At 63.5% G+C, this 22,633-nt stretch carries 20 protein-coding genes; 7 read left to right on the plus strand and 13 right to left on the minus strand.

Features of this window, described 5'->3' with window-relative positions; translation table 11 throughout:
• The first annotated feature begins 158 nt into the window (after window positions 1-158).
• From GTP55_RS27045 to GTP55_RS27055, 3 genes are read left to right on the plus strand one after another with little or no spacing between them, the layout of a single operon-like run.
• On the plus strand, window positions 159-836 hold the full coding sequence (locus tag GTP55_RS27045) for a hypothetical protein (protein WP_161047891.1): 678 nt from the start codon (window positions 159-161) through the stop codon (window positions 834-836).
• Entirely contained in the window at window positions 826-2,076 is a 1,251-nt protein-coding gene (locus GTP55_RS27050) for an SLC13 family permease (protein ID WP_161047892.1), read from the plus strand. Before GTP55_RS27045 ends, GTP55_RS27050 begins: the two co-directional genes overlap by 11 nt.
• Window positions 2,073-3,371 (plus strand): MFS transporter, encoded by a 1,299-nt coding sequence (locus GTP55_RS27055; protein WP_202423886.1) that lies wholly within the window; start codon window positions 2,073-2,075, stop codon window positions 3,369-3,371. Before GTP55_RS27050 ends, GTP55_RS27055 begins: the two co-directional genes overlap by 4 nt.
• Here the strand turns inward: GTP55_RS27055 and GTP55_RS27060 are convergent.
• The 10 genes from GTP55_RS27060 to GTP55_RS27110 form a co-directional block, all read right to left on the minus strand.
• Window positions 3,368-5,791, minus strand: a complete 2,424-nt coding sequence (locus GTP55_RS27060) for a TonB-dependent receptor (protein ID WP_161047893.1) — start codon at window positions 5,789-5,791, stop codon at window positions 3,368-3,370. The two genes, GTP55_RS27055 and GTP55_RS27060, sit on opposite strands and share 4 nt — an antisense overlap.
• Before the next feature lie 105 nt (window positions 5,792-5,896).
• Complete coding sequence (locus tag GTP55_RS27065) at window positions 5,897-6,985, minus strand: ABC transporter ATP-binding protein (protein ID WP_161047894.1); 1,089 nt, start codon at window positions 6,983-6,985, stop codon at window positions 5,897-5,899.
• A 3-nt stretch (window positions 6,986-6,988) separates the two neighbouring features.
• A complete protein-coding gene (locus GTP55_RS27070) occupies window positions 6,989-7,963 on the minus strand; it encodes a carbohydrate ABC transporter permease (RefSeq protein ID WP_229258184.1) in 975 nt (324 codons plus the stop codon).
• Window positions 7,960-8,844 carry a carbohydrate ABC transporter permease gene (locus tag GTP55_RS27075; protein ID WP_161047895.1) on the minus strand — a complete coding sequence of 295 codons (885 nt, stop codon included), beginning with the start codon at window positions 8,842-8,844 and terminating at the stop codon, window positions 7,960-7,962. The genes GTP55_RS27070 and GTP55_RS27075 overlap by 4 nt, the downstream gene beginning before the upstream one ends.
• A 3-nt stretch (window positions 8,845-8,847) precedes the next feature.
• Window positions 8,848-10,092: an ABC transporter substrate-binding protein gene (locus GTP55_RS27080; RefSeq protein WP_161047896.1), complete on the minus strand. Its 1,245-nt coding sequence runs from the start codon at window positions 10,090-10,092 to the stop codon at window positions 8,848-8,850.
• Window positions 10,093-10,147: 55 nt separating this feature from the next.
• The gene (locus GTP55_RS27085; protein WP_161047897.1) at window positions 10,148-11,515 is read right to left on the minus strand and encodes a GH1 family beta-glucosidase; all 1,368 of its coding nucleotides are present in this window, start codon (window positions 11,513-11,515) and stop codon (window positions 10,148-10,150) included.
• A gap of 177 nt (window positions 11,516-11,692) precedes the next feature.
• The gene (gene phaR / locus GTP55_RS27090; RefSeq protein ID WP_110847625.1) at window positions 11,693-12,247 is read right to left on the minus strand and encodes a polyhydroxyalkanoate synthesis repressor PhaR; all 555 of its coding nucleotides are present in this window, start codon (window positions 12,245-12,247) and stop codon (window positions 11,693-11,695) included.
• 171 nt (window positions 12,248-12,418) lie between these two features.
• A complete protein-coding gene (gene phaC, locus GTP55_RS27095) occupies window positions 12,419-14,065 on the minus strand; it encodes a class I poly(R)-hydroxyalkanoic acid synthase (RefSeq protein WP_161047898.1) in 1,647 nt (548 codons plus the stop codon).
• Window positions 14,066-14,287: 222 nt separating this feature from the next.
• Entirely contained in the window at window positions 14,288-15,076 is a 789-nt protein-coding gene (gene pgeF, locus GTP55_RS27105; RefSeq protein ID WP_161047899.1) for a peptidoglycan editing factor PgeF, read from the minus strand.
• Complete coding sequence (locus GTP55_RS27110) at window positions 15,076-16,122, minus strand: RluA family pseudouridine synthase (RefSeq protein WP_161047900.1); 1,047 nt, start codon at window positions 16,120-16,122, stop codon at window positions 15,076-15,078. The genes pgeF and GTP55_RS27110 overlap by 1 nt, the downstream gene beginning before the upstream one ends.
• A 63-nt stretch (window positions 16,123-16,185) precedes the next feature.
• Between GTP55_RS27110 and GTP55_RS27115 the strand changes: the two genes are divergently transcribed.
• Window positions 16,186-17,001: an outer membrane protein assembly factor BamD gene (locus tag GTP55_RS27115; protein ID WP_161047901.1), complete on the plus strand. Its 816-nt coding sequence runs from the start codon at window positions 16,186-16,188 to the stop codon at window positions 16,999-17,001.
• Window positions 17,002-17,097: 96 nt separating this feature from the next.
• Here the strand turns inward: GTP55_RS27115 and yaaA are convergent, their stop codons facing one another.
• The gene (yaaA, locus tag GTP55_RS27120) at window positions 17,098-17,868 is read right to left on the minus strand and encodes a peroxide stress protein YaaA (protein ID WP_161047902.1); all 771 of its coding nucleotides are present in this window, start codon (window positions 17,866-17,868) and stop codon (window positions 17,098-17,100) included.
• Window positions 17,869-17,904: 36 nt separating this feature from the next.
• Between yaaA and GTP55_RS27125 the strand changes: the two genes are divergently transcribed.
• From GTP55_RS27125 to GTP55_RS27135, 3 genes are read left to right on the plus strand one after another with little or no spacing between them, the layout of a single operon-like run.
• On the plus strand, window positions 17,905-18,339 hold the full coding sequence (locus GTP55_RS27125; RefSeq protein WP_161047903.1) for a putative toxin-antitoxin system toxin component, PIN family: 435 nt from the start codon (window positions 17,905-17,907) through the stop codon (window positions 18,337-18,339).
• Window positions 18,340-18,377: 38 nt separating this feature from the next.
• Window positions 18,378-19,556 carry a pyridoxal phosphate-dependent aminotransferase gene (locus GTP55_RS27130; protein ID WP_161047904.1) on the plus strand — a complete coding sequence of 393 codons (1,179 nt, stop codon included), beginning with the start codon at window positions 18,378-18,380 and terminating at the stop codon, window positions 19,554-19,556.
• 14 nt (window positions 19,557-19,570) lie between these two features.
• On the plus strand, window positions 19,571-20,542 hold the full coding sequence (locus tag GTP55_RS27135; protein ID WP_161047905.1) for an HD-GYP domain-containing protein: 972 nt from the start codon (window positions 19,571-19,573) through the stop codon (window positions 20,540-20,542).
• Here GTP55_RS27135 and GTP55_RS27140 read toward each other — a convergent pair whose 3' ends face one another.
• Both GTP55_RS27140 and GTP55_RS27145 read right to left on the minus strand, forming a co-directional pair.
• Window positions 20,543-21,742, minus strand: coding sequence for a tetratricopeptide repeat protein (locus GTP55_RS27140; RefSeq protein ID WP_161047906.1), 1,200 nt, complete (start codon window positions 21,740-21,742; stop codon window positions 20,543-20,545). It abuts the gene before it with no gap.
• Window positions 21,739-22,632 carry an ExeA family protein gene (locus tag GTP55_RS27145; RefSeq protein ID WP_161047907.1) on the minus strand — a complete coding sequence of 298 codons (894 nt, stop codon included), beginning with the start codon at window positions 22,630-22,632 and terminating at the stop codon, window positions 21,739-21,741. Before GTP55_RS27145 ends, GTP55_RS27140 begins: the two co-directional genes overlap by 4 nt.
• Window position 22,633 lies beyond the last annotated feature (1 nt).

Raw genomic sequence — 22,633 nt, forward strand, 5'->3', positions numbered from 1 at the left:
GCCACAACCACCGCGGGATCCGGGAGCGCGACCACCGGCGCACGGCGCGGACGCGCCTCCACCGCCGCCGCCTGCGCCAGGTGCGGATGTCCCGCCGCCACCGCCGCCTCCGGCTATCCCGCAACGTTAACCCGGCGCCGGGAACCGCTGCCATGATCGTGACCCGGCATTTGGCCGCTCTGGTGCTCACCGCCGTGCTGGCGATCGGCGGCGCGGCCCCGGTGCGCGCCGATGCGCCGCCGCCAGCCCCGTCGGACGTGGCCGACGGCGTCGTGCAGCGCTATCTGACCACGCCTTACGGCGAGCTCAATGGCCTGCGCCTCGCTGACGGCCGTGTGGTGGTGTTCGGTCCGCTGATGGCGCGCTCGGTAGCGGCAGCGGCGCCCGTCGGCGAGCGCATCCGCGTGATCGGCAACAAAATGGCGGATGGCGCCATTCGCGCCGCCGCCGTGGTGAACCTGGTTTCCGGCAGCACGGCGGACGACCAGCCGCCCGGTCCACCCGCGCTGCCGCCATCCCCGTCGCCCGGGCGCAAGCCACTCGAACGCTACGAAACCGCCGCTCCCATCGATCTGGTGCTGCACGGACCGCGCGGCGAAGCCAACGGCGTCATCCTCGCCGACGGCAGCCTGGTCTACTTCCGGCCGGGCCTGGTGCGCGGGCCATTGCGTCCCGGCCAGTCGTTCGCCGCCATCGGCATCGGCTCGCGCGGGCCGCATGGCCTGGCGATGGAAGCGATCGTCGCAGCAAGCGATCTGGCCGCCGCCCGCGCGGCAGCCGCCACGGTTTTCAATCCCCCTTCACCACCAGAGGCACCCGCACCACATGTCGACTGAACCCTTATTGTGGGCCATCACCGGCCTGACCATGACCGCCATCGTGTTGCGCCCTTGGGGACTGCCGGAAGCCATCTGGGCGTCGCTGGCGGTGCTGGCGTTGATCGTCTTCAAGCTGATTCCGCCATCACAGGTGCTGCCCGGAGTGGCGCGCGGCTATGACGTCTACATGTTCCTGGCCGGCATGATGACGCTGGCGGAACTGGGCCGGCGCCAGGGCGTGTTCGACTGGCTGGCGGCGCACGCCGGGCGCGCCGCCGCCGGCTCTGGCCGCAGGCTGTTTCTGCTGGTCTACCTGGCCGGCACGCTGGTCACCGTTACACTGTCCAATGACGCCACCGCCGTAGTGTTGACGCCGGCCGTGTACGCCGTCGCGCGCGCGGTCGATGCGCCGCCGCTGCCCTATCTGTTTATCTGCGCCTTCGTCGCCAACGCCGCCAGTTTTGTGCTGCCGGTGTCCAACCCCGCCAACCTGGTGGTGTTCGGCGCCAACATGCCGAGCCTGGCGCATTGGCTGGCGCTGTTCCTGCTGCCGTCACTGGGCGCCATCCTCGCCACGTATTTCGCACTGCGCTACCTGCTGCGGACCGACCTGCCGGCCGCCATCCGCGCCGACGTCGACACGCCGGGGCTGACGCCGGCCGGCCGCTTGACCGTCGGCGCGCTGGCCGGCACCGCTGCGGTGCTAGGTCTGGCGTCAGCCTACGGCATCGAGCTCGGCCCTGTCACGCTGGCCGCCGCCGGTGTCGCGCTGCTGCTGACCGCTGCGCGCGGCGGCGGCAATCCCATCGCCTTGCTGCGGTCCTTGTCGTGGGACGTGCTGCTGATGGTGGCCGGCCTGTTCGTGCTGATCGAAACGCTGCAGCAGCATGGCGTCGTCGCTGCCCTCGCGGCGCAGCAGCAACAACTGCAGGCCGCCGCGCCGAGCATGGCGAACCAGCTCACCGGGACCATCCTGGCGGTCGCCTGCAATCTGGTCAACAATCTGCCGGCCGGCCTGCTGGGCGCCGCCACGCTCGACCATCTGGCCGCGCCGATGCCGTTGCGCGCGGCCGCGCTGATCGGCATCGACCTCGGGCCGAACCTGTCGGTCAGCGGCTCGCTGGCGACGATTCTGTGGCTGGCCATGTTGCGGCGCGAAGGCGTACAGGTCGGCGCCTGGCAATTCCTCAAGCTGGGCGCCATCGTCATGCCGGCCGGCTTGCTGGCGGCGCTGCTGCTGTTGCAGGTGACGTCATGATGCAGGCGGCGCGCGCACCGTCCCGCGCCAGCCTGCTGGCGCTTGGCCTGCTGAATTTTTTCCTCGCCGATGCGCGCGATGGCCTCGGGCCCTTTCTGGACGCCTACCTGAGCACCAAGGGCTGGGCGCCGATGGATCTGGGCCTGCTGGCGACCGTCGGCGGCGTGCTGGGACTGGTGGCCGGCATGCCGGCCGGCGCGCTCACCGATCGCAGCCATGCCAAGCGTCTGCTGGTGGTGGCGCCAGTCACGCTGATCACGCTGATGAGTTTTTTGTGCCTCGCCGCGCCCAGCCGCTGGATGGTGTTCAGCACCCAGGCGCTGGCGGCGGTGGCCGGGGTGCTGATCGGACCGGCCGTCGCGGCCATCTCGCTGGGGCTGGTCGGCGCCCAGCGCTTCGGCCAGCAACTGGGCAAGAACGAATCGTGGAACCACGCCGGCAATCTGGTGCTGATGGGCGGCACCTGGGCCGCCAGCGTGTGGTTCGGCCTGCCGGGTGTGGCGGCGCTGATGCTGGTCACCACCGCAGCCACGGTTGCCGCTACGTTGTCCATCGCGCCGGGCAGCATCGACCACGCGGCGGCGCGCGGCATGGCCGGCGCTGACAGCGGCGGCGATATCAGCGTCAGCGAAGGCGGCGCCGTGGCCCAGCCCTCCTCTTTGCGCGCGCTGGCCGGCAACCGTCCGCTATTGTGGCTAAGCCTGGCGTTGGCGCTGTTCCACTTCGGCAACGCACCGCTGGCGCGGCTGATCGCGCAGCAGTTCGCGGTGCAGATGCAGCGGCCGTTCGAAACCACGGCCGTCATCACCATGGTGTCGCAAGTGGCCGCACTGGCAGCGGCGCTGGCGGCGCCATGGCTGCTGCGCGCGCGCCGGGCCGGTCCGGCCGCCGTGCTGGCCTTACTGAGCCTGCCGCTGCGCGGCCTGCTGGCCTGGAATTTTTCCGAGTTTGGCATGATCTACCCGGTGCAGTTGCTGGATGGCGTCGGCGTCGGCCTGCTCGGCATCCTGACGCCGTTCATGGTGGAGCGCCTGACGCGCGGCAGCGGCCATTTCAACCTCGCGCTGGCGGCGGTGATGACGGTGCAAGGCATCGGCGCGGCGTCGAGCAACGTGGTGGCGGGCTACCTGGTCATGCGCTTCGGCTATCCGCTCACCTATCTGGCGCATGGCGCGGTAGCCTTGCTGGCAATCGCGGCGTTGCTGCCGGCGCTGCGCGGCCTTCGCGCAGGCGACAACAACGCCAACCGCCGCGCCGGCACCGCCATGGGCGCGAGCGCGGCGTCGGACGCCTAGAACTTTACCGACACGCGACCACCGAAGGTGCGCGGATTGTTGTAGTACGCCGCCCAGATCTGCTGCGTTGGCTGGCAGGGTGCGCCGACCTGCGTGCAGACTTCGATCGCGTCGTACTTCACTTCCTTGTCGGTAGCGTTGTTGACGAACAGCTCCGCCGTGTAAGCCTTGTTGCGCGGCTCGAAGCGCAGGCTCAGGTCCAGCGTGGTGTACGAATCCTGCATCTTCACGCCTGGATGGCCCGGCACGTCGTTGGCGAACGCACCTGAACCAACGAACGACTTGGTTTCGTAGTGCGCCGAGATACGTGGCGTGATGCGGCCTTTGCCGATGTCGAAGTCACGCTCGTACATCAGCGTGCTGGCAAACGTCGGCGCGTGTTTCAGCACCGTGCCGCCGACGTTGACGGTTGGCGCGGTGGTGCCGCAGGCCTGGCCATTGGCGCGCGCCGCATCGACGTCGCAGGACAGGAAGTCGTCATAGCGCGCCTTCAGCCAGGTGGCGTTGCCGCTGAAGCGGTCCACGCTGGTCGGACGCCACATCCACTCCGCTTCCACGCCCTTGACCGAAGCGCCGGCCGCGTTGAAGTTCTGCAGCGTGTTGTTGACCACCTGCGACTCCAGCTTGTCCTTGTACTTCATCCAGAAGGCGTCGATGTTCAGCGACAGCTGTTTGTTCAGCAGGTCCGACTTGAAGCCGAGTTCATAGCTGGTCAGCTTTTCAGGCTTGGTGGTGGCGCCGCCGTCGCCGATGGCCGGCGAGTGGAAGCCGGTGGTCACCGAAGCGAAGGTCAGGATATCCGGCGATACCTTGTACTCCACGCGGCCCAGCCAGGTCGCCTGGCCGTATGCCAGATCGGCCGTGTTGTCGCCGTAGGTATTGCCGCAAGTGGCTTGATTGACCACGCCGCCCGGCCCGATGTTGTGGGTGTTGATGGTGCCCACGCCTGGCGTGACCAGTTGCGCGATCTGGCTCGGCGTCAGGGTGGCGCCGCGCGGCGCATTGTCCGGCCAGTTCGGGCAGGCCCAGTTCTGGCCCCCGATGTCGAACTTGTGGTCCTTGGTGTAGCGCGCGCCGGCGGTCAGCTTCCAGACCGGATCGATATCGTAGCTGGCTTGCGCAAAGGCGGCCTTGGAATGCAGCTCGCGGTCACCCTGGATGAAGGACATGGCCGATGCATACTGGCCCACCGTCGGCTGCACGAAGATCACGCTGCCGCTGGCGATGTCCTGCGCCAGCATGGCTTCCGAAATCTGGCTGCGGTCGATGTCGAAGCGCACCTTGTTCTTCTCGCGGAAGAAGAACAGGCCGCCCACCCATTGCAGCGGCGAGTCATACTCCGAGCGAACCTGCACCTCGTTGGAGACGCTGTCGAACTGCGACCATTCGGTGCGGTTCTCGGCCTTGAAGCCAGGGTAGAAGCCGGCGTCCGCATCGCTGGCATTGGTCCGTTTCAGCCGGCTCCACGCGCCCAGGTACTGGGTGGCGATGCCTTCCACCGGACGCCATTCGACCTTGGTCTTGGCGGTGATGATTGACTGGTCCAGGTTACCCGGCGTGTCGATCAGCGCGGAGCGCAGGTTCTGGCCCGGCTTCGGTTCGGCCGACAGGTAGATATTGCCGGCGCCGGTGTCGCTGTAATAATCGGCGATGAAGGTCGCCTTCAGGTCCGGCGTGAACTTCCACAGCAGCGAGGCGCGCGCGCCCGACTGGTTGCCGGCGCCGTACTTCTGCGCGCCGGGCGAGACGTTGGAGCCCTTGAGGAAATCGACATAGCCGTCATGCTGGTCCTTGATGGCGGCAATGCGCAGCGCGATATCGTCGCTGAGCGGGATGTTGATCATGGCCTGCGTCTGAATGTGGTGATAGTCGCCGATGGTGACGCTGGCCGAGCCGAACACCTTGGCGGTGCTTGGCGCGCCGGACACCAGGTTGACCGCGCCGGCGGTCGAGTTACGGCCGTTCAGCGTGCCTTGCGGGCCGCGCGCCACCTCAACGTGGTTCAGGTCATACATCAGCGCCGTCGCGCCTTGTGGACGCGGCACATAGATGCCGTCCACATAGAACGCCACCGCCGGGTCGCCCAGCTCCGTGTGATTGGCCGAGCCGACGCCGCGCATGTAGACGTGGACGCCCCCCGAATCGCTGTGCGGCTCCACCACCAGGCTAGGCACCATGGCTGTCATGGTCGCCAGATCCTTGACCTGGTTGTTGGCCAGCGTGTCCTGCGTGTAGGCGGTGATGGCCAGCGGCGTATCCTGCACCAGCGTGTCGCGGCGGGTGGCGGTGACGATGATCTTCTCCATGTTGTCGCCGGCGGCCGAGGTGGCGGCTGCCTGCTGTTGTTGCTGCTGCGCGTATGCTGCGCCGCCGCTCAACATCATCTGGGCGATGCTTAAAGCTAGAACTGTTTTTTTCATTGAATGTCTCCTCGCTTCTTCCAAGTGGAACCGGTTCCACCACAAGACGCACCTGGGCGTCGGGCCATACCATGGCAGACCCGGTGATTTAGCAACTACGATTCTTTAGAGCCGCTGTTCGCTGGCTCCGTCAAACAGGGAAATACGATTGGTACGGATCGATAAATTGATGTCCTTCTCGGTCTCGATTTGCAACTGGTCCTGCACGATGCCCGCAACCTGGGTGCCGTGGAAGTCCAGCCACACTACGCGGTGCGCACCCATGGCCTCGATCAGCGAGACCGATGCGCGCACCGCTGCACTGCCAGCGACGTCGCCATAACCGACGTCGATGTCCTCCGGCCGCACGCCCAGCACGCAATCGTGCTTGCCGGTGAGCGGCTGCTTGAATGGATAGCCGGTCACGTCGACCGACAGATGCTGGTTGCTGAAGATGGCCTTACCAGCCTGCTGCTCCAGCGTGCCCTTGAACAGGTTCATGCCCGGCGAACCGAGGAAGGTCGCCACGAACAGATTGGCCGGCGTGTTGTAGATGACGTCCGGCGTGTCGAACTGCTGCACCACGCCGCCCTTCATCACCGCCATGCGCTGCGCCAGCGTCATCGCCTCCACCTGGTCGTGGGTCACGTAGATCATGGTGGCGCCCAGTTGCTTGTGCAGCTGTTTCAGTTCGCGCCGCAGTTCGGTGCGCAGCTTGGCGTCCAGGTTGGACAGCGGCTCGTCGAACAGCATTACATCCGCTTCGCGCACAATGGCGCGGCCGATCGCCACGCGCTGACGCTGGCCGCCCGACAGGTTGGCCGGCTTGCGCTTCAACAGCGGGCCGAGTTGCAGCATGTCGGAAGCGCGCGTCACGCGGCGGGTAATCTCCGCCTTCGGCGTGCCGTTGATGCGCAGGCCGAATGACATATTCGCTTCCACGTTCATGGTCGGGTACAGCGCATAGGACTGGAACACCAGCGCGATGCCGCGGTCTTTGGGATCGGCCCAGGTCATGTCCTTGCCGCCGATTTCGATCTGGCCGGCGCTGGTGTCGATCAGGCCCGCAATACTGTGCAGCAGCGTGGACTTGCCGCAGCCCGAAGGCCCAAGCAGCACCACGAACTCCCCCGCTTTCACATCGAGGTTGAGCGATTCAATCACCTTGTTGCCGCCCAGCTGGATCTGCAAATTACGAATAGCTACGTTAGACATGATTTAACCCTTCACAGCGCCAGAGGCGATGCCGCGCACGAACCAGCGGCCAGAAATAAAGTAGAGCGCCAGCGGCACGATCGACGTCAGGATGGTCGCCGCCATGTTCACGTTGTACAGGCGCTCGCCGGTGGTGGTGTTGATGATGTTGTTCAGCTGGACCGTCATCGGCAGATGCTCCGAACCGGCAAACACCAGGCCAAGCAGAAAGTCGTTCCAGATGCCGGTGACCTGCATGATCACCGCCACCACGATCACCGGCGTCGACATCGGCAGCATCAGCTGCAGGAAAATGCGCCAGAAACCGCCGCCGTCGATGCGCGCCGCCTTGAACAATTCCATCGGCAGCGCCGCGTAGTAATTGCGGAACAACAGCGTCATCACCGGCATGCCGAAGATGGTGTGGATGATGATGATGCCCGGCAGAGAGCTAAACAGATTCACCGACGCCAGCACCCGCACCAGCGGATAAATCATCACCTGCACCGGAATGAAGGCGCCCATCATCAGGATCGCGAACAGCACGCCGGCGCCGCGCGGACGCCAGAACGACAGCGCATAGCCGTTCACCGCGCCGATGGCAATAGACAGGATGGTGCTCGGCACCACGATGGCGACCGAGTTCCAGAAGCCGCCACGAATGCCATTGCATTCCAGCCCGGTACAGGCCGTGGACCAGGCTTGCGTCCAGGGTTCCAGCGTCATATGCTGCGGCAACGCGAACAGCGTGCCAAGACGGATTTCTTCCATTGGCTTGACCGACGTTACCAGCATCACGTACAGCGGCAGCAGGAAGAACAGCGCCGCGACCATCAGGAAGCCGTACACGCCGAGGCGGGCCGGCGTCCATGCCGGGCTGCGGCGCGGGCGAGGCGTCGGGATGGTGGCGTCGTTGGCGGCCGCCAGCTGGCGTGCTGCGGCGGCGGCAGTCGCGGCGTCGGCCGCAGTTTTATCGAGTTTCACAACTTGTCCCATCATGCCCCCATTGCGGCGCGGCGATTGCGCACGAAGTACAGCGGCGCGACGATGGCCAGCACCGTCAACAGCAGCACGATCGAGGCGGCGGAAGCCAGGCCGATATTCGCGCGGCCAAACAGATAATCCATGATGAACTTGGCCGGCACTTCACTGGCCGTGCCCGGACCGCCCTGCGTCATCGCCACCACGGCGTCGAACACCTTCACCACCATCACGAACAGCAGCACGAAGGCGGTCGATACCGAAGGTTTGAGCATCGGCAGCACGATGCTGGTATAAACGCGCCAGCGCGGGATGCCGTCGATGCGCGCCGCCTTCCAGATTTCGTCATCCACGCCGCGCAGGCCGGACAGCATCAGCGCCATCACCAGGCCTGAAGCCTGCCACACGGTGGCGATGACGATGGTGTAGATCGCCATGTCCTGGTCGACGATCCAGTCGAATTTGGCGCTGGTCCAACCCAGCTTGTGCAGCACTTCCTGGATACCCAGTTCCGGATTCAGTATCCATTGCCAGATCAGGCCCGTGGCCACGAACGACATCGCATACGGATACAGAAAGATGGTGCGCAACGCGCCTTCCGCCATTACCTTCTGGTCGATGAACACCGCCAGCAAAAAGCCGATGACCAGGCAGGCGGCGATAAACAGCACGCCGTACAGCGCCACGTTTTGCAGCGACAGCAGCCAGCGCTCGTTGTTGAACAGGCGGATGTACTGCGAGGCGCCGACAAAGTCGCTGGCCGGGAAGGTGCGCGAGCTGCTGACCGATACGCGCGCCGTCCACAGCATGGTGCCGAGGTAAGCCAGCAGCACGGTCAGCGCCATCGGCGCCATGGCGATGTAGGCCGCGAATGAAACGCTTTGACGTTTCTGTGCCATGGCTTATTCGCCCTTGAGCGCGCGGGCGAACGCTTTTTGCGCGTCTTCCGGCGACTGGTTCTTGTTCCAATAGCTGGTCAGCACGTCCTGCAATGCGCCGGTGGTATCCGGCGACGCCAGCATCTCGGTGTTAGGCAGCTGGCGCGATTTGTCCTTCATGATCGCCAGGCCCTGGCGGGCGCAAATATCCAGCTGCGATTCATCGACATCGCCGCGAATCGGGATCGCGCCTTTACGCGCTGCGAAGGCCACTTGCGCCGCTGGAGACGTTACCACATTGGCTAAAAGTTTTTGCGCCTTGACGGCATTGGCGTCATTCGTCTTCGGGAAGACGAATGCATCACCGGCCACGATGTACGGCGACTTCGGACCAAAGCCCGGATAGCAGCCGAAGTCCTTGCCGGCCACCTGCTTGGCGGCGGCGAATTCGCCCTTGGCCCAGTCGCCCATGATCTGCACGCCGGCTTTGCCCTGCACCACCATGGCGGTGGCGTCGTTCCAGTTGCGGCCCGGCGAGCCGGCATCCACAAAGCCTTTCAGCTTCTTGAATTCGATCAGCACCTGCTTGAAGGCCGGCGACATCACGGCCTTCTGGTCGCGGTCGCGGTACACCTTCAGGTACAGGTCCGAACCGCCCACCATGGCGAAGATGGCGTCGAAGGTGATCTTCTCCTGCCACACCTGGCCGCCGAAGGCCAGCGGCACCACGCCGGCGGCTTTCAGCTTGCCCAGCTGTGCGAGGAATTCTTCCCACGTCTGCGGTTCGTTGGTGATGCCGGCTTTTTTATACGCGGCCTTGGAGTAGAAGAACCATGCGGGCATATGGATGTCCACCGGCGCGGCATAGAAATGGCCGTTGATCTTGATCGCCTGGAGGATCGACGGCGGCATGATCTGGTCCCACTTGCCGGCGATCGCCACGTCGTCCACATTGTTCAGCAAGCCCTGTTCGACAAAGTCGCGGAACTGTTTGGAGGTGTTGAACTGCGCGGCGGTCGGCGCATTGCCGCCGACGATGCGGTTGATGGTGGTGGCGCGCGACTGGTCGGCGCCGGCCACTGCCTGGTCGACCCACTGGCCGCCGGCCTTGTTATAGGCTTCTGCAAACTGCTTGACGGCGGCGGACTCGCCGCCCGAGGTCCACCAGTGAATTACGGTTGCCTTCAACGGCGCTTGCGCTTGGGCGGGCGCGCCGCTTACTGCCAGGGCTAGCGCGATGGCGCTGCCCATTTTTGTGGCCTTCAACATTCTGTCTCCCATTGGGCGTCGAGCGCCCATTTTATTCGGATAGCTTACTGGCGGCTTACTGTGCGGCTCTCTCCGCCAAAAATTGTGTGACCAATTTGGCGCTGCGCTTCAGCGTACGCTTCTGCGTGGCGTAATCGACATGGATCATACCGAAACGGCGCTCATAACCAAAGGCCCATTCGAAGTTATCCATCAGCGACCAGATAAAGTAGCCGCGCACATCGACGCCCTGCTTGACCGCCGCATCCACCGCCGCCAGGTGCCGGCGCAGGAAGGAAATCCGCTGGTGGTCGTCCACTTCACCGTTGACGACTTTGTCATCGGTGGCCATGCCATTTTCGGTGATGTAAATCGGCGGCAGGTTTGGGTAGTCGCGGTGGAAACCGACCAGCAGGTGGCGCAGGCCTTCCGGATACACTTCCCATCCCATCTGCGTGCGCTCCACGCCTTCCAGATCGACTTCGGTGTAGCCATGCTGACCGTCGCTGACTACATTGGTGCGGAAGTAGTAATTGATGCCCAGGAAGTCCAGCGGCGTGCCGATGATGTCCATGTCGCCCTGCAGGATGGTCGGCTCGGCGCCGGGCCACAGCTCCCACAGCGCCGACGGATAGGACTTCTTCAGCAGCGGATCGAGGATCCAGTTATTGTGCTGCAGTTCGAACAGCCAGGCGGCGCGCTGGCCGGCGGCGCTGCTGTCGGTGCTGGTGCCGCGTCCCACATTGGCGACGATGCCGACCTGCGCCTGCGGATCGTTGGCGCGCAGGTGCTGCACCGCCAGCCCGTGACCGAGCAGCAGATGGTGCATGGCCTGGGTGGCGAACACCACGTCCTGCTTGCCCGGCGCATGGTGGCCGGTGCCGTAGCCGTGCATGGCCGAGCACCATGGCTCATTCAGCGTGGCCCAGGCGTCGACCAGGCCGGCCAGCTGCTTGCTGATCATGTCGGCGTATTCGGCGAATCGGTAGGCGGTGTCGCGGTTGACCCAGCCGCCCTTGTCTTCCAGGTGCTGCGGCAGGTCCCAATGGTACAGCGTGACGTAGGTTTTCAGGCCCTTGGCGCGCAGCGCCTTTAACAGCTGGCGATAGAAATCGATGCCCTTCTGGTTCGGCTGGCCATCCTGCGTCATCACACGCGGCCAGGAGATCGACAGGCGGTACGCGCCGACATTCAGGCTGGCCAGCAGCTCGACGTCGCCTTGCCAGCGGTGGTAGTGGTCACAGGCCACTGCGCCGGTGTCGCCAGCCAGCACTTTGCCGGGAATGGCCGAGAACGTGTCCCAGATTGACGGGATGCGGCCGTCCTCATTGACTGCGCCTTCGATCTGATAGGCGGCGGTCGCCGCGCCGATCAGGAAATCCTTGCTCCACAGGACCGAGTCGGCCGGCGGCGTGAACTTCTCCTCATTTGCAACTGACACCACAAAAACTCCTTCGCTGACACATGGAGTGGAAGCGCTTCCACTTAGTGTTGTCAATAGTAATACTGATGAAATTGAGGTGTCAACGGAATTATCGGAATTTTGTAATCAAGTTACAAAAACGGCACAGCCACCGTGGTGCACTGTGCCGCTGAGCTACTGCAAAGCTACGTAGCGAAATTACTTTTTGTCGGTCGGCGGAACCGGGACAAACGGGAACGTGCCGAACAGATTCTTGCTCTGGCTCTGCATCTGTTCCTGCATCTGCACGAACAGGCTCTTGCTCTGGTCGATGTAGTTGTTCATCATGCCCTGCATCATCGGGCCCTGGACGTTCATGAACTGGGTCCACATTTCCGGGCTGAACGGTTGGCCGCCCACGGCGGTGCCGGTGGTGAACTTGCGCTGGATGTCGGTGAAGGCCTGGACGTTCTTTTCCAGGTAGGAGCCCATCATGCCCTGCATGGCGTGGCCGTAGAAGCGGATGATCTGGGCCAGCACGTCGCTGGAGAACATCGGCGCGCCGCTGGCCTCTTCTTCCAGAATGATTTGCAGCAGGATGCTACGGCTCAGGTCTTCATTGGTCTTGGCATCGACAACGGTGAACACCTCGTTGTCCAGCACCAGCTGTTTCACGTCGGTCAACGTGATGTAGGAGCTGGTCTGCGTGTCGTACAGCCGGCGATTGGGGTATTTTTTGATCAGGCGGTCAGCATTTTTTTTCGCACTACTCATCACAAGTCCGTTTATTGCGCCGCAGCGCATGTCTCTTAAATATCGGATAGGAAGCGAACTGGTGGTCCCCTTCCCGCGTGCCTACTTTACTTATTATAGAGGCGAAACAGAATATCTTGCACAATCTGATATAAGTTTCCACCTTTATTGCAACGCAACTAATTTTTGCCGTTAATCGGCTTTCACTTTGACGTAGCGGCCCGGCGCCGGCTCGATCGGCTTGTACTTGGCGTTGCCCGGCTTGGCCTTGGCCTTGACCTTTTTGCCGCCGTGCTGGTTCAGGAACGCCGACCATTCCGGCCACCAGCTGCCCGCATGTTCGGCCGCGCCCTGGAACCAAGCGTCGGCGCTGTCGGCCTTGCCGCTGTCGTTGGTCCAGTAGTTGCGCTTGTTCTTCGCCGGCGAATTGATCACGCCGGCAATGTGGCCGGAGGCGCCCAGCACGAAGCGGGTCGGACCGCTCAGGATCGCCAGCGAATCGTAGGCCGACGGCCACGGCACGATGTGATCTTCGCGCGAGCCGTAGACGAAGGCCGGGGCGTCGATACTGGTCAGATCGACCGTCTCGCCCGCCACCACCAGTTCGCCGCTCTTGAGGCGGTTTTCCAGGTAGGTGTTGCGCAGGTACCAGCAGAACATCGGCCCCGGCAGATTGGTGCTGTCCGAGTTCCAGTACAGCAGGTCGAACGCGGCCGGCTCGTTGCCCTTCAGGTAGTTGGACTGCACGTAGTTCCACACCAGGTCGTTAGGACGCAGGCTGGAGAAGGTGCTGGCCAGGTCGCGGCCCGGCATCAGGCCGCCGTCCTTGAGCTGTTGCTCGCGCAGCGCCACCTGCGTTTCGTCGACAAACACATCCAGCACGCCGGTGTCGCGGAAATCGAGGAAGGTGGTCAGCAGCGTCAGGCTGTTGGCGACTTGCTCGCCGCGCGCGGCCAGCACCGCCAGCGCCGTGCCGACCAGTGTGCCGCCGACGCAGAAGCCGAACATGTTCAGCTTGTCTTCGCCGCTGATCTCCTGCACCACGCGGATCGCCTGGATCACACCCTTGTCGACATAGTCGTCCCAGGTGGTGCGGGCCAGCGATTGGTCCGGATTGCTCCACGAAATCAGGAACACGGTATTGCCCTGCTCCACCGCGTAACGCACCAGCGAATTTTCCGGCTGCAAATCCAGGATGTAGAACTTGTTGATGCACGGCGGCACCATCAGCAACGGCTTCTGGTTGACGGTGGCGGTTTTCGGCGTGTACTGGATCAGCTGGAACAGCGGGTTTTCATACACCACCGTGCCTTCGGTAATCGCCAGGTTGCGGCCGACCTCGAACGCGGATTCGTCGGACAGCGAAATGTGGCCCTTGCTCATGTCGCCCAGCATATTGGCCAGGCCGCGGGTCAGGCTTTCGCCCTTGGTTTCGATCAGTTTCTGCTGCGCTTCCGGATTGGTGGCGAGGAAGTTGGCAGGCGACATGGCGTCGACGATCTGCTGCACGGCAAAGCGGATCTTCTGTTTCTGCTGCGGCGTGACATCGACGGTTTCCACCATCGCGTTGAGGAACTTGGCGTTGAGCAGGTAGGCGGCGGCGTTAAACGCCGTCATCGGATTGCCCTGCCAGGCGGCCGAGTTGAAACGACGGTCGCTGACAGCCGGGGTTTTACCGGACAACAAATCCTGCCACAACGCGCCGAAATCCTGCAGATAGGACTGCTTGAGCGCCTCCATCGCCTCCGGCTTGATGTGGGCGCCAACATCCTGCATCATGGCGGCCATCGGATTGGACTGCATCCAGTTGGCAAAGGCTTGCGGATCGGGCAAATTCATCTGTGGTTCCCTAAAAGTGAGTTAAACACAATGCTGATTGTCGCTGTTGCTTGGATCTACGTGGTCGGCCTGATGGCGTTGACGGAACCGTCCATCGTTGCGGGAATTGTAACGTTTTTATTCTACTGCGTGCTGCCGCTAAGTACCCTGATTTACATCGCAGGGACGGGCAAACGCAAGGCCCGGCGGCGGGCTGCAGAGCAAGCCGCGCGGGACGCTGGTTCATTTGAGCCAGATTAAGGTGGCCTGACGGCCGGTGACGCCGTCGCGCCGGTAGGAATAGAAGCGGCCGGAGTTGGAGACGGTGCAGAACTCGCCGCCATGCACTTCCTTGACGCCGGCCCGGTGCAGCAGATAACGCGCCAGACCGTAGATATCGGCCAGGTATTTGCCCGACTTGCCCTCGATCAGGCTGAACGCCGCCTCGACATGGCGCACATCGGAATCGTCCAGCGCGCCTTGCAGGAAAGCCTGCTTGACGTCCGGCCCGACCTCGAACTGGTACGGCCCGATCGCCGGCCCCATCCACGCCATCAACTCGCCAGCGCCGGCCGCGCGCATCGCAGCCACGGTATGCTCCAGCACGCCGGAAGCCAGTCCGCGCCAGCCCGCATGGGCGGCGCCGACGGCCTTGCCTTCCTTGTCGGCAAACAGCACCGGCAGGCAGTCGGCCGTCATGATCACGCACACCTTGCCGGGAATGGTGGTGACGCTGGCGTCGGCGTCCGGCACCTGCTGCGGCCCGACATCCGCCAGATTGACCACCGCCGTGCCATGCACCTGCGACAGCCAGGCTGGATCGCCAGGCAGCATGTCACGCAGGATGGAACGGTTGCGGGCGACGTTGTGCGGCTGGTCGCCGACGTGCGTGCCCAGGTTCAGGCCGCCGGCGCCCATGCCATCGCCATACGGCGCGGGGCTGACGCCGCCACGCCGGGTGGTCGACAGCACGCCCACGTTGGCTGGCAAACCCGGCCAGTGCGGGAACAACCATTGCTGCTGTGTAGCCATCAAATCTGTTCCGGTTCCTCAATTCCAGCCCGCGCCAGCAGGCCGGCAAAGTCTTCCGCCAACGGCACGATCCATTCGCATTGCTCACCCGTGGCCGGATGCACCAGGCCCAGGCGCCGCGCCTGCAGCGCCTGGCGCGGGAAATAATCGGCCAGATGCTGCTTGCCATACACCGTGTCGCCCACCAGCGGGAAGCCGATCGACTGCATGTGCACGCGGATCTGGTGGGTGCGGCCGGTTTCCAGGCGACACTGCACCAGGCTCACCGGACGGCCTTCGCCCAGCTTGCCGCTGGCGATCAGCTGGTAATGGGTGATGGCCGGCTTCGAACCCATTCCGGTCGAGACCGCCATTTTGACGCGGTCGCGCGGGTGGCGGCCCATCGCCGCATCAATAGTACCGCTAATCCGCGGCGTGCCCCACACCACTGCGAAGTACTCGCGCTTGACGGTGCGCGCGGCCAGCTGGCGCACCAGATCGGTCTGGGCGGCCAGCGTCTTGCCGACCACCATCAGGCCGCTGGTGTCCTTGTCCAGGCGGTGCACGATGCCGGCGCGCGGCACGCCGCTCAGTTGCGGATAGTGGTGCAGCAGGCCGTTGAGCAGCGTGCCGGACCAGTTGCCATTGCCCGGATGGACCACCAGACCGGCCGGCTTGTTGACCACAATCAGATGGTCGTCCTCAAAAACTATGTTAAGTTCCATCGGTTCAGGCTTAAAAGCCTCGTCTTCCGGCTCCGGTTGGGGCAGAATGACGATCTTCTCGTCGCCGTAGACGGTGTCCTTGGTGCTTTTGGCGGTTTTGCCGTCGACCGTCACGAAGCCATCGGTGATCCAGGTCTGCAGGCGGCCACGGGAAAATTGCGGTACCAGGCCCGAAATGACTTTGTCCAGGCGCTGGCCGCAGTGCTCAGTAGCGAGTTGCAGTTCGATGGGAGCCAGGCCGTCATCATCGTCGCCAAAGTCGCCGTCATTGACGATCAGGTCAGTGTCGGCAGCGTGTTCGGAAGAAGATTCGGCCACATTCGGCTTTGCGTTTAATATCACGGTAATCCTATCGGCTATAATTAGCCTCGTAAAACTTTGGTTAAACAGTCTCTTGCAAAAGATATGCAAAAAAAATTAGCGGTAGTCGCAGCAACGGTTGTTCTGCTTGGTTTGTCCGGTTGCGGCCTTTTCTCTGAAAAGATCGACGAAACAAAAGGTTGGAGCGCATCGAAATTATACTCGGAGGCGAGCGAAGAACTGGATGGCCAGCACTACGAGCGCGCAATTCAGTTGTTCGAGAAGCTGGAATCGAGCTATCCATTCGGCACCTACGCCCAGCAGGCGCAGATGAATATCGCCTATGCGTACTACAAATCGCAGGACCAGGCGCAAGCCCTGGCGGCGGTGGAGCGCTTCATCAAGCTGCACCCGAATCATGCCAACGTCGATTATATGTACTACCTGCGTGGCCTGATCAACTTCAACGACCAGGTCAGCTTCCTGAACTTCATCTACGAACAGGATGCCACCGAGCGCGACCCGAAAGCCACGCGCGAAGCGTATGCGGCCTTCAAGGAACTCGTCACCAAGTTCCCAAACAGCAAGTATACGCCGGATTCGCTGGACCGCATGCGTTATCTGCTGAATGCGATGGCGTCGTATGAGATCCACGTGGCGCGCTACTACTACCGTCGTGGCGCCTACCTGGCGGCGGCGAACCGCGCGATGGGCATCATGAGCGACTTCCGCGACACGCCGGCGATTGAAGAGGCGCTGTTCATCATGATCCGCAGCTACGACAAGCTGGGCATGACCGAACTGAAGAACGACACCGAGCGCGTCTTCAAGCTGAACTACCCGAACTCCAAATTCCTGGACGAAGGCAAAAAAGCCGAGCGCCACTGGTGGCGTTTTTGGAGTTCCAACGCTTCGATGTAATTTTCAGAGCATCCGTCATTCCGGCGCAGGCCGGAATCCATGCTGAGTCAGCTTTACGCGCTCTATGGATTCCGGCTTTCGCCGGAATGACGCATTTCAGGCCTCCAGCTTGCGGCGGAACAGCCAGGTTTTATCGTTGGAAGCGTCCGGCACGTAGCTGTAGCCGTCGAGGTCGAACTTTTTCAGCTTTTGCGGATCGGTGATGCCTTTGACGGCCGCGTAGCGCGCCATCAGCCCGCGTGCGCGCTTGGCGTAGAACGAGATGATTTTGTATTTGCCGTTTTTCCAGTCCTCGAACAACGGCGTGACCACCGGTACGTCCAGCAGCTTCGGCTTGACGGATTTGAAGTATTCCTCGGACGCCAGGTTAACCAGCGTTTCGGCGCCCTGCTCCGTCGCCTGCCGGTTAAGCGCCTGGGTGATGGTCTCGCCCCAGAAATCGTACAGGCTCTTGCCGCGCGGCGTGCTCAGGCGGGTGCCCATTTCCAGACGGTGCGGGTGGATCAGGTCCAGCGGCCGCAACATGCCGTACAGCCCGGACAGGATGCGGATGCGCGCTTGCGCGTAAGCCAGCTGTTTCGGCTGCAAACTGCGCGCGTCGAGGCCGTCATAGACGTCGCCGTTGAAGGTCATCACCGCCTGGCGGCCTTCGCGGGTGTCCTTCGTCCAACTCGCATAGCGGGCCACGTTCAGCGCGGAAAGATTGTCGGACAAGTCCATCAGTTCACCCAGCTCGGCCGGCGAAAATTCCCGCAGCCGGTGGATCAGTTGTTCGGAGTGGTCGAGAAACGACGGTTCGGTGTGCAGCTTGGTGGTGGGTGGCGTCTCCAGGTCGAGACTTTTTGCCGGGGAAAGCACTATCAGCATAAGATTCCAAAATACATTTATACGTAACTAGCCTCCATGATACCTGTTCCAAAGAAAGTCGTTATCGACACCAACGTTTGCCTCGACCTGTTCGTCTTTAACGATCCGCGCTGGGCCAAACTGGTCGCCGCCATCGAAAGCGGCGAGGTCGAGGCGGTTACCCGCGCCGATTGCCGCGACGAGTACAACATCGTGCTGCACTACAAGCATTTGCCGCTGGACGACGACAGCCGGCCGCTGGCCGCCGCCCGCTTCGACGCGCTGATCAAGGTGGTGGCGCCGCCGGAGTCCAGCATCAAGCTGCCGGTGTGCAGCGATAGGGCCGACCAGAAGTTTCTCGAAATCGCCCGCGACGCCGGCGCCGAGGTGCTGATCACCAAGGACAAGGCGCTGCTGAAACTGGCCCGCCGCCTGGCCCGCGAAGGTATGTTCAAGGTGATATTGCCGGAGAAGTGGATTGCGCTAGAATAGCTCATCGACTTTTCGGTCAGTCACCCATACAGCCACCAATGATCAGCAGCAATACTTTGCCGACAACGCCCACCTTGACCACCCGCCTGCCGGCGGTCGGCACCACGGTGTTCACCCGCATGTCCCAGTTGGCCGCGCAAGCGGGCGCGGTCAATCTGGGCCAAGGCTTTCCCGATTTCGGCTGCGAGCGCAGCCTGCTGACCGCGGTCAACGACGCCATGCAGGCCGATTTCAACCAGTACCCGATGATGAGCGGCGCGCCGGTGCTGCGCCAGGCCATCGTCGCCAAGATCGCCGCACTGTATGGCCATCACTACCACGTCGACAGCGAGATTACCGTGACCGCCGGCGCCACCCAGGCGCTGACCACGGCCATCTTCTGCTGCGTGCATCCGGGCGACGAAGTGATCGTCATCGAGCCGGTCTACGACAGCTATGTGCCGGCGATTACGCTGGCCGGCGGGGTGCCGGTGGCGGTGGAAATGGAAGTCGGCGCGGCCGGCTACACCGTGCCGTGGGCTAAGGTGGCCGCCGCCGTCAACAGCAGGACGCGCCTGATCATCATCAACACGCCGCACAACCCCACCAGCACCGTGCTGCGCGCCGCCGATCTGCAGGCGCTGGCCGATATCGTGCGCGGCACCGACGTGCTGATCCTGTCGGATGAAGTCTACGAACACATGGTGTACGACGGCCACCAGCACGAGTCTGTCAGCCGCTACCCGGAACTGGCGGCGCGCGCCTTCGTCGTCTCCAGCTTCGGCAAGACCTATCACGTCACGGGCTGGAAGATCGGCTACGTGGCGGCGCCGGCGGCGCTGATGGCCGAGTTCCGCAAAGTTCACCAGTACAACGTTTTCAGCGTCAACACGCCGATGCAACATGGCATTGCCAGCTACATGGCCGATCCGGCGCCGTATCTCGAACTGCCAGGCTTTTACCAGCGCAAGCGCGACCTGTTCCGCGACGGCCTGAAAAATTCGCGTTTTGAGTTGTTGCCAGCCGACGGAACTTACTTTCAATGCGTGCGCTACGATAAAATCTCCTCACAGACGGAAGCCGAATTTGCCGAATGGCTGACCACCGACATCAAGGTGGCGGCGATTCCCGTGTCGGCGTTTTACCAGCAGGGCAAGGAGTCGGGCATCGTGCGCTTCTGCTTCGCCAAAAGAGATGAGACCCTGGCACTCGCGCTGGAGCGCCTGGGCAAAGTTTAAGATTGGGATCTACCATGTCCGAGACCACCCAACTGGAGGCACCGGTGTTTGCGGAAGCCTCGCCGTCGGTGCTGCACCAGCTCAACCTGTGCAACCGCCGGCTGGAACGCCTGCTGCACAATCTGCGCAACGAACACAATGCCGAGGCGGAAATCCGCGACATCGCGCGCGACGTGATCCGCGCGGTCGAGATCAATCCGGACGTGGCGCTGGCCTGTATCTTCCTCAGCCAGATCAACGGCACCTACGCGGTGCGGCACTGTATCGAAACTGCCGTGGTGACGGTGGTGATCGCCCACAGCATGGACCTGAAACCGGCCACCATCCTGACCGTGACGGCCGCCGCGCTGACCATGAATGTCGGCATGCTGCGCCATCACGAGGGTTTCCAGAACAAGCATACGCCGCTGAGCCGTGAGGAAATGGCCATCGTGCACCGTCATCCGGAAGAAAGCGCCGACATGCTGCGCGACGTCGGCATCGACGATGACGACTGGATTTCCTGCGTGCTGATGCACCACGAAAATGACGAAGGCAGCGGCTATCCGGCCGGCATCGCCAGCCCGGAAGTGACGCTGAACGCCAAGCTGCTCAGCTTTGCCGACCGCTACTGCGCGCAGGTATCGGCGCGCAACTACCGCAAGTCCATCCTGCCCAGTCTGGCGCTGCGCAATCTGATCGAGGACAAGCAGGCGCCGGTCGATCCGCATCTGGCCGACTGCTTCCGGCGCGAACTGGGCGACTTCCCGCCAGGCTGCCTGGTGCGGCTGGGCGGCGGCGAAATCGGCGTGGTCAGCCGCCGCCAGGGCTGTAGCCGCGGCCTGCAGGTGCACTACCTGCGCGACGCCGCCGGCACCCTGCTGTCGCCGGCACTGCCGCGCTGCCTCGACGACGGTCCGCTGGCCATCAGCGAAGGCCTCAGCGAAGATCAGGCCTCCACCCGCTTCAGCATGAAGCAGATCTGGGGCGCGCAAGCCAGCCTGTAATCAGCGCGACAGCTGTTCGATCTTCTTGTCGACGAAGGCTTTCAGCTCCGGCGTGAGGCCGGCGTTGCCGCGCGCGCGGGTGTAGGCTTCGCGCGCTTCCGGCAGATGCTGGTCGGCTTGCAACGAAATGCCCAGCCCCATCCACCAGACGGCGTTGCTCGGCGAAATGGCCAGCGCATCGCGATAGTGCTGGGCGGCCTCGGCGTGACGCTGGTCGCGTTGCAGCACGCCGGCCAGGAAGGCCTGGTAATCGGCGTTGCCGGTGGCGTATGGCAGGGTTTTCAATAGCGTGTCCAGCGCCGGGCCGCCTTTTTCCAGTTGCAGACGGGCCAGCACCATGGCCAGGCCGGGCTGGCGTGGCTCGACGCCGAGCGCCAGCCGCAGTTGGCGGATGGCGTCGTCGGTGCGGCGGTTTTCCAACAGCAGGCTGACGTAGGTCTGGCGCGCGGCGTCGTTGCGCGGATCGAGCTCGACGGCTTTGTCCAGATCCGCCAGCGCGGCGCTGACGCGGCCTTCCTGCAATGCCACCAGCGCGCGGCGGTAGCTGTTTTCCGACATCTGCTTGGGCGTCAGTTCGCGCAGCACTACGCCGTCCGCCGGCGTGGCTGCTCCGGCAGCAGGGCCGCGTGCAGCCTTGCGCGCCGGCGTCGGCGTCGCCACTTTGGCAACAGTCTCCCCAACCTCGCCGTCCGCCGTGTGCGCATGCGCGGCACGCGATGGCTTGGCGGCGGCGCGAGGCGCCATCGCTTGCACCGTATCGCCCTCTTCCGCCGACACATCCTTGCGTGGGACCGGCTGCGCGCCACGGGAACCCGCTGTGGCCGCGTCGCCGGATGCTGCCCCGTGCGCGACGGACGCTGCGTCGCTGCTTGCCGTGGCTGGCGCCGCATCAACGTGCGCCGGTGCGGCAGCAGTGATGGCCTTGGCAGGCGGTTCCTGGAAGCGCGGTCGGTCCGGAATGCGATTCCCCTGTACCGTCGGCACCGGCCCCGCCGGCGCGCGATGCGACTGCCAATACTGCCAGCCAAACCATCCGCCCGCCGCCAGCACCAGCACGCCGGCCAGCGCGCCGCCCACCACCAGCGGCCGGCGGTCCCGCTCGCCCGCCGGCACCGATTTCACCTCCGCCTGCTGCACAGCGGAAGCCGCGCCACCACCGCGCGCGTCCAGATCCTGCAGCATTTTATTAATCAAGCTCATTTCGTCAACGCCCAGGTCAGTCCGCACGCGGCGATCAGCAAGCTGACACCGGCCGCCATCCACGGCCAGCGCAATCCGCGCGCCGGCGCCACGGTGTCGCTGGCCGCCAGACTCACATGGCGCCGCGTCACCTGCTGCTTACCTTCGCCGAAACACAGCATCAGCGACTTGTTCGCCATAATATTCACCAGCCGCGGAATCCCGCCGCTGGCCTTGTACAGCCGCGAGATCGCCGCCCGGTGGAACAGCCGTCCACCGGTATAGCCTGCCACGCGCAGGCGGTGCGCGATGTAATACTCGATATCATCCCGCGACAACGGCCCCAGGTGATAGTGAAACGTGATGCGCTGCGCCAGCTGGCGTATCGCCGTTGCCTGCAAATGCTGGTTCAGCTCCGGCTGTCCGAACAGCACGATCTGCAACAGCTTGCGCTTCTCGGTCTCCAGATTGGTCAGCAAGCGCAACGCCTCCAGGCTCTCGGTCGGAATCGCCTGCGCCTCGTCCAGCAACAGCAGCACCTGCTTGCCCTCGCGCGCCAGATCCATCAGGCGGTGCGTGATCGACTTTAACAGCTGATGCTGATCGACATCCTTCTCCAGCACCACCTCCAGCTCATCGGCCAACGCCAGCATCAGCGTGCGCGGCTCCAGGTACGGATTGGGAATATACGCCGTCACAAACTCCGGCCCCACGGTGGCGATGAATTTACGGCACAGCAGCGTCTTGCCAGTCCCCACCTCGCCGGTGATCTTGATGAAGCCTTCGCCACTCTTGGCCGCCACCAGCAAGGTATTCAACGCCTCCTGCGAATGCGGGCTGGTGAAGAAATAGCTGGTATCCGGCGTAATGCTGAACGGTGCTTCGCGCAGGCCGAAATGTTTGCTGTACATG

Origin of the sequence: Duganella margarita (genome assembly GCF_009857535.1) — a bacterium.
Classification (GTDB): domain Bacteria; phylum Pseudomonadota; class Gammaproteobacteria; order Burkholderiales; family Burkholderiaceae_D; genus Rugamonas; species Rugamonas margarita.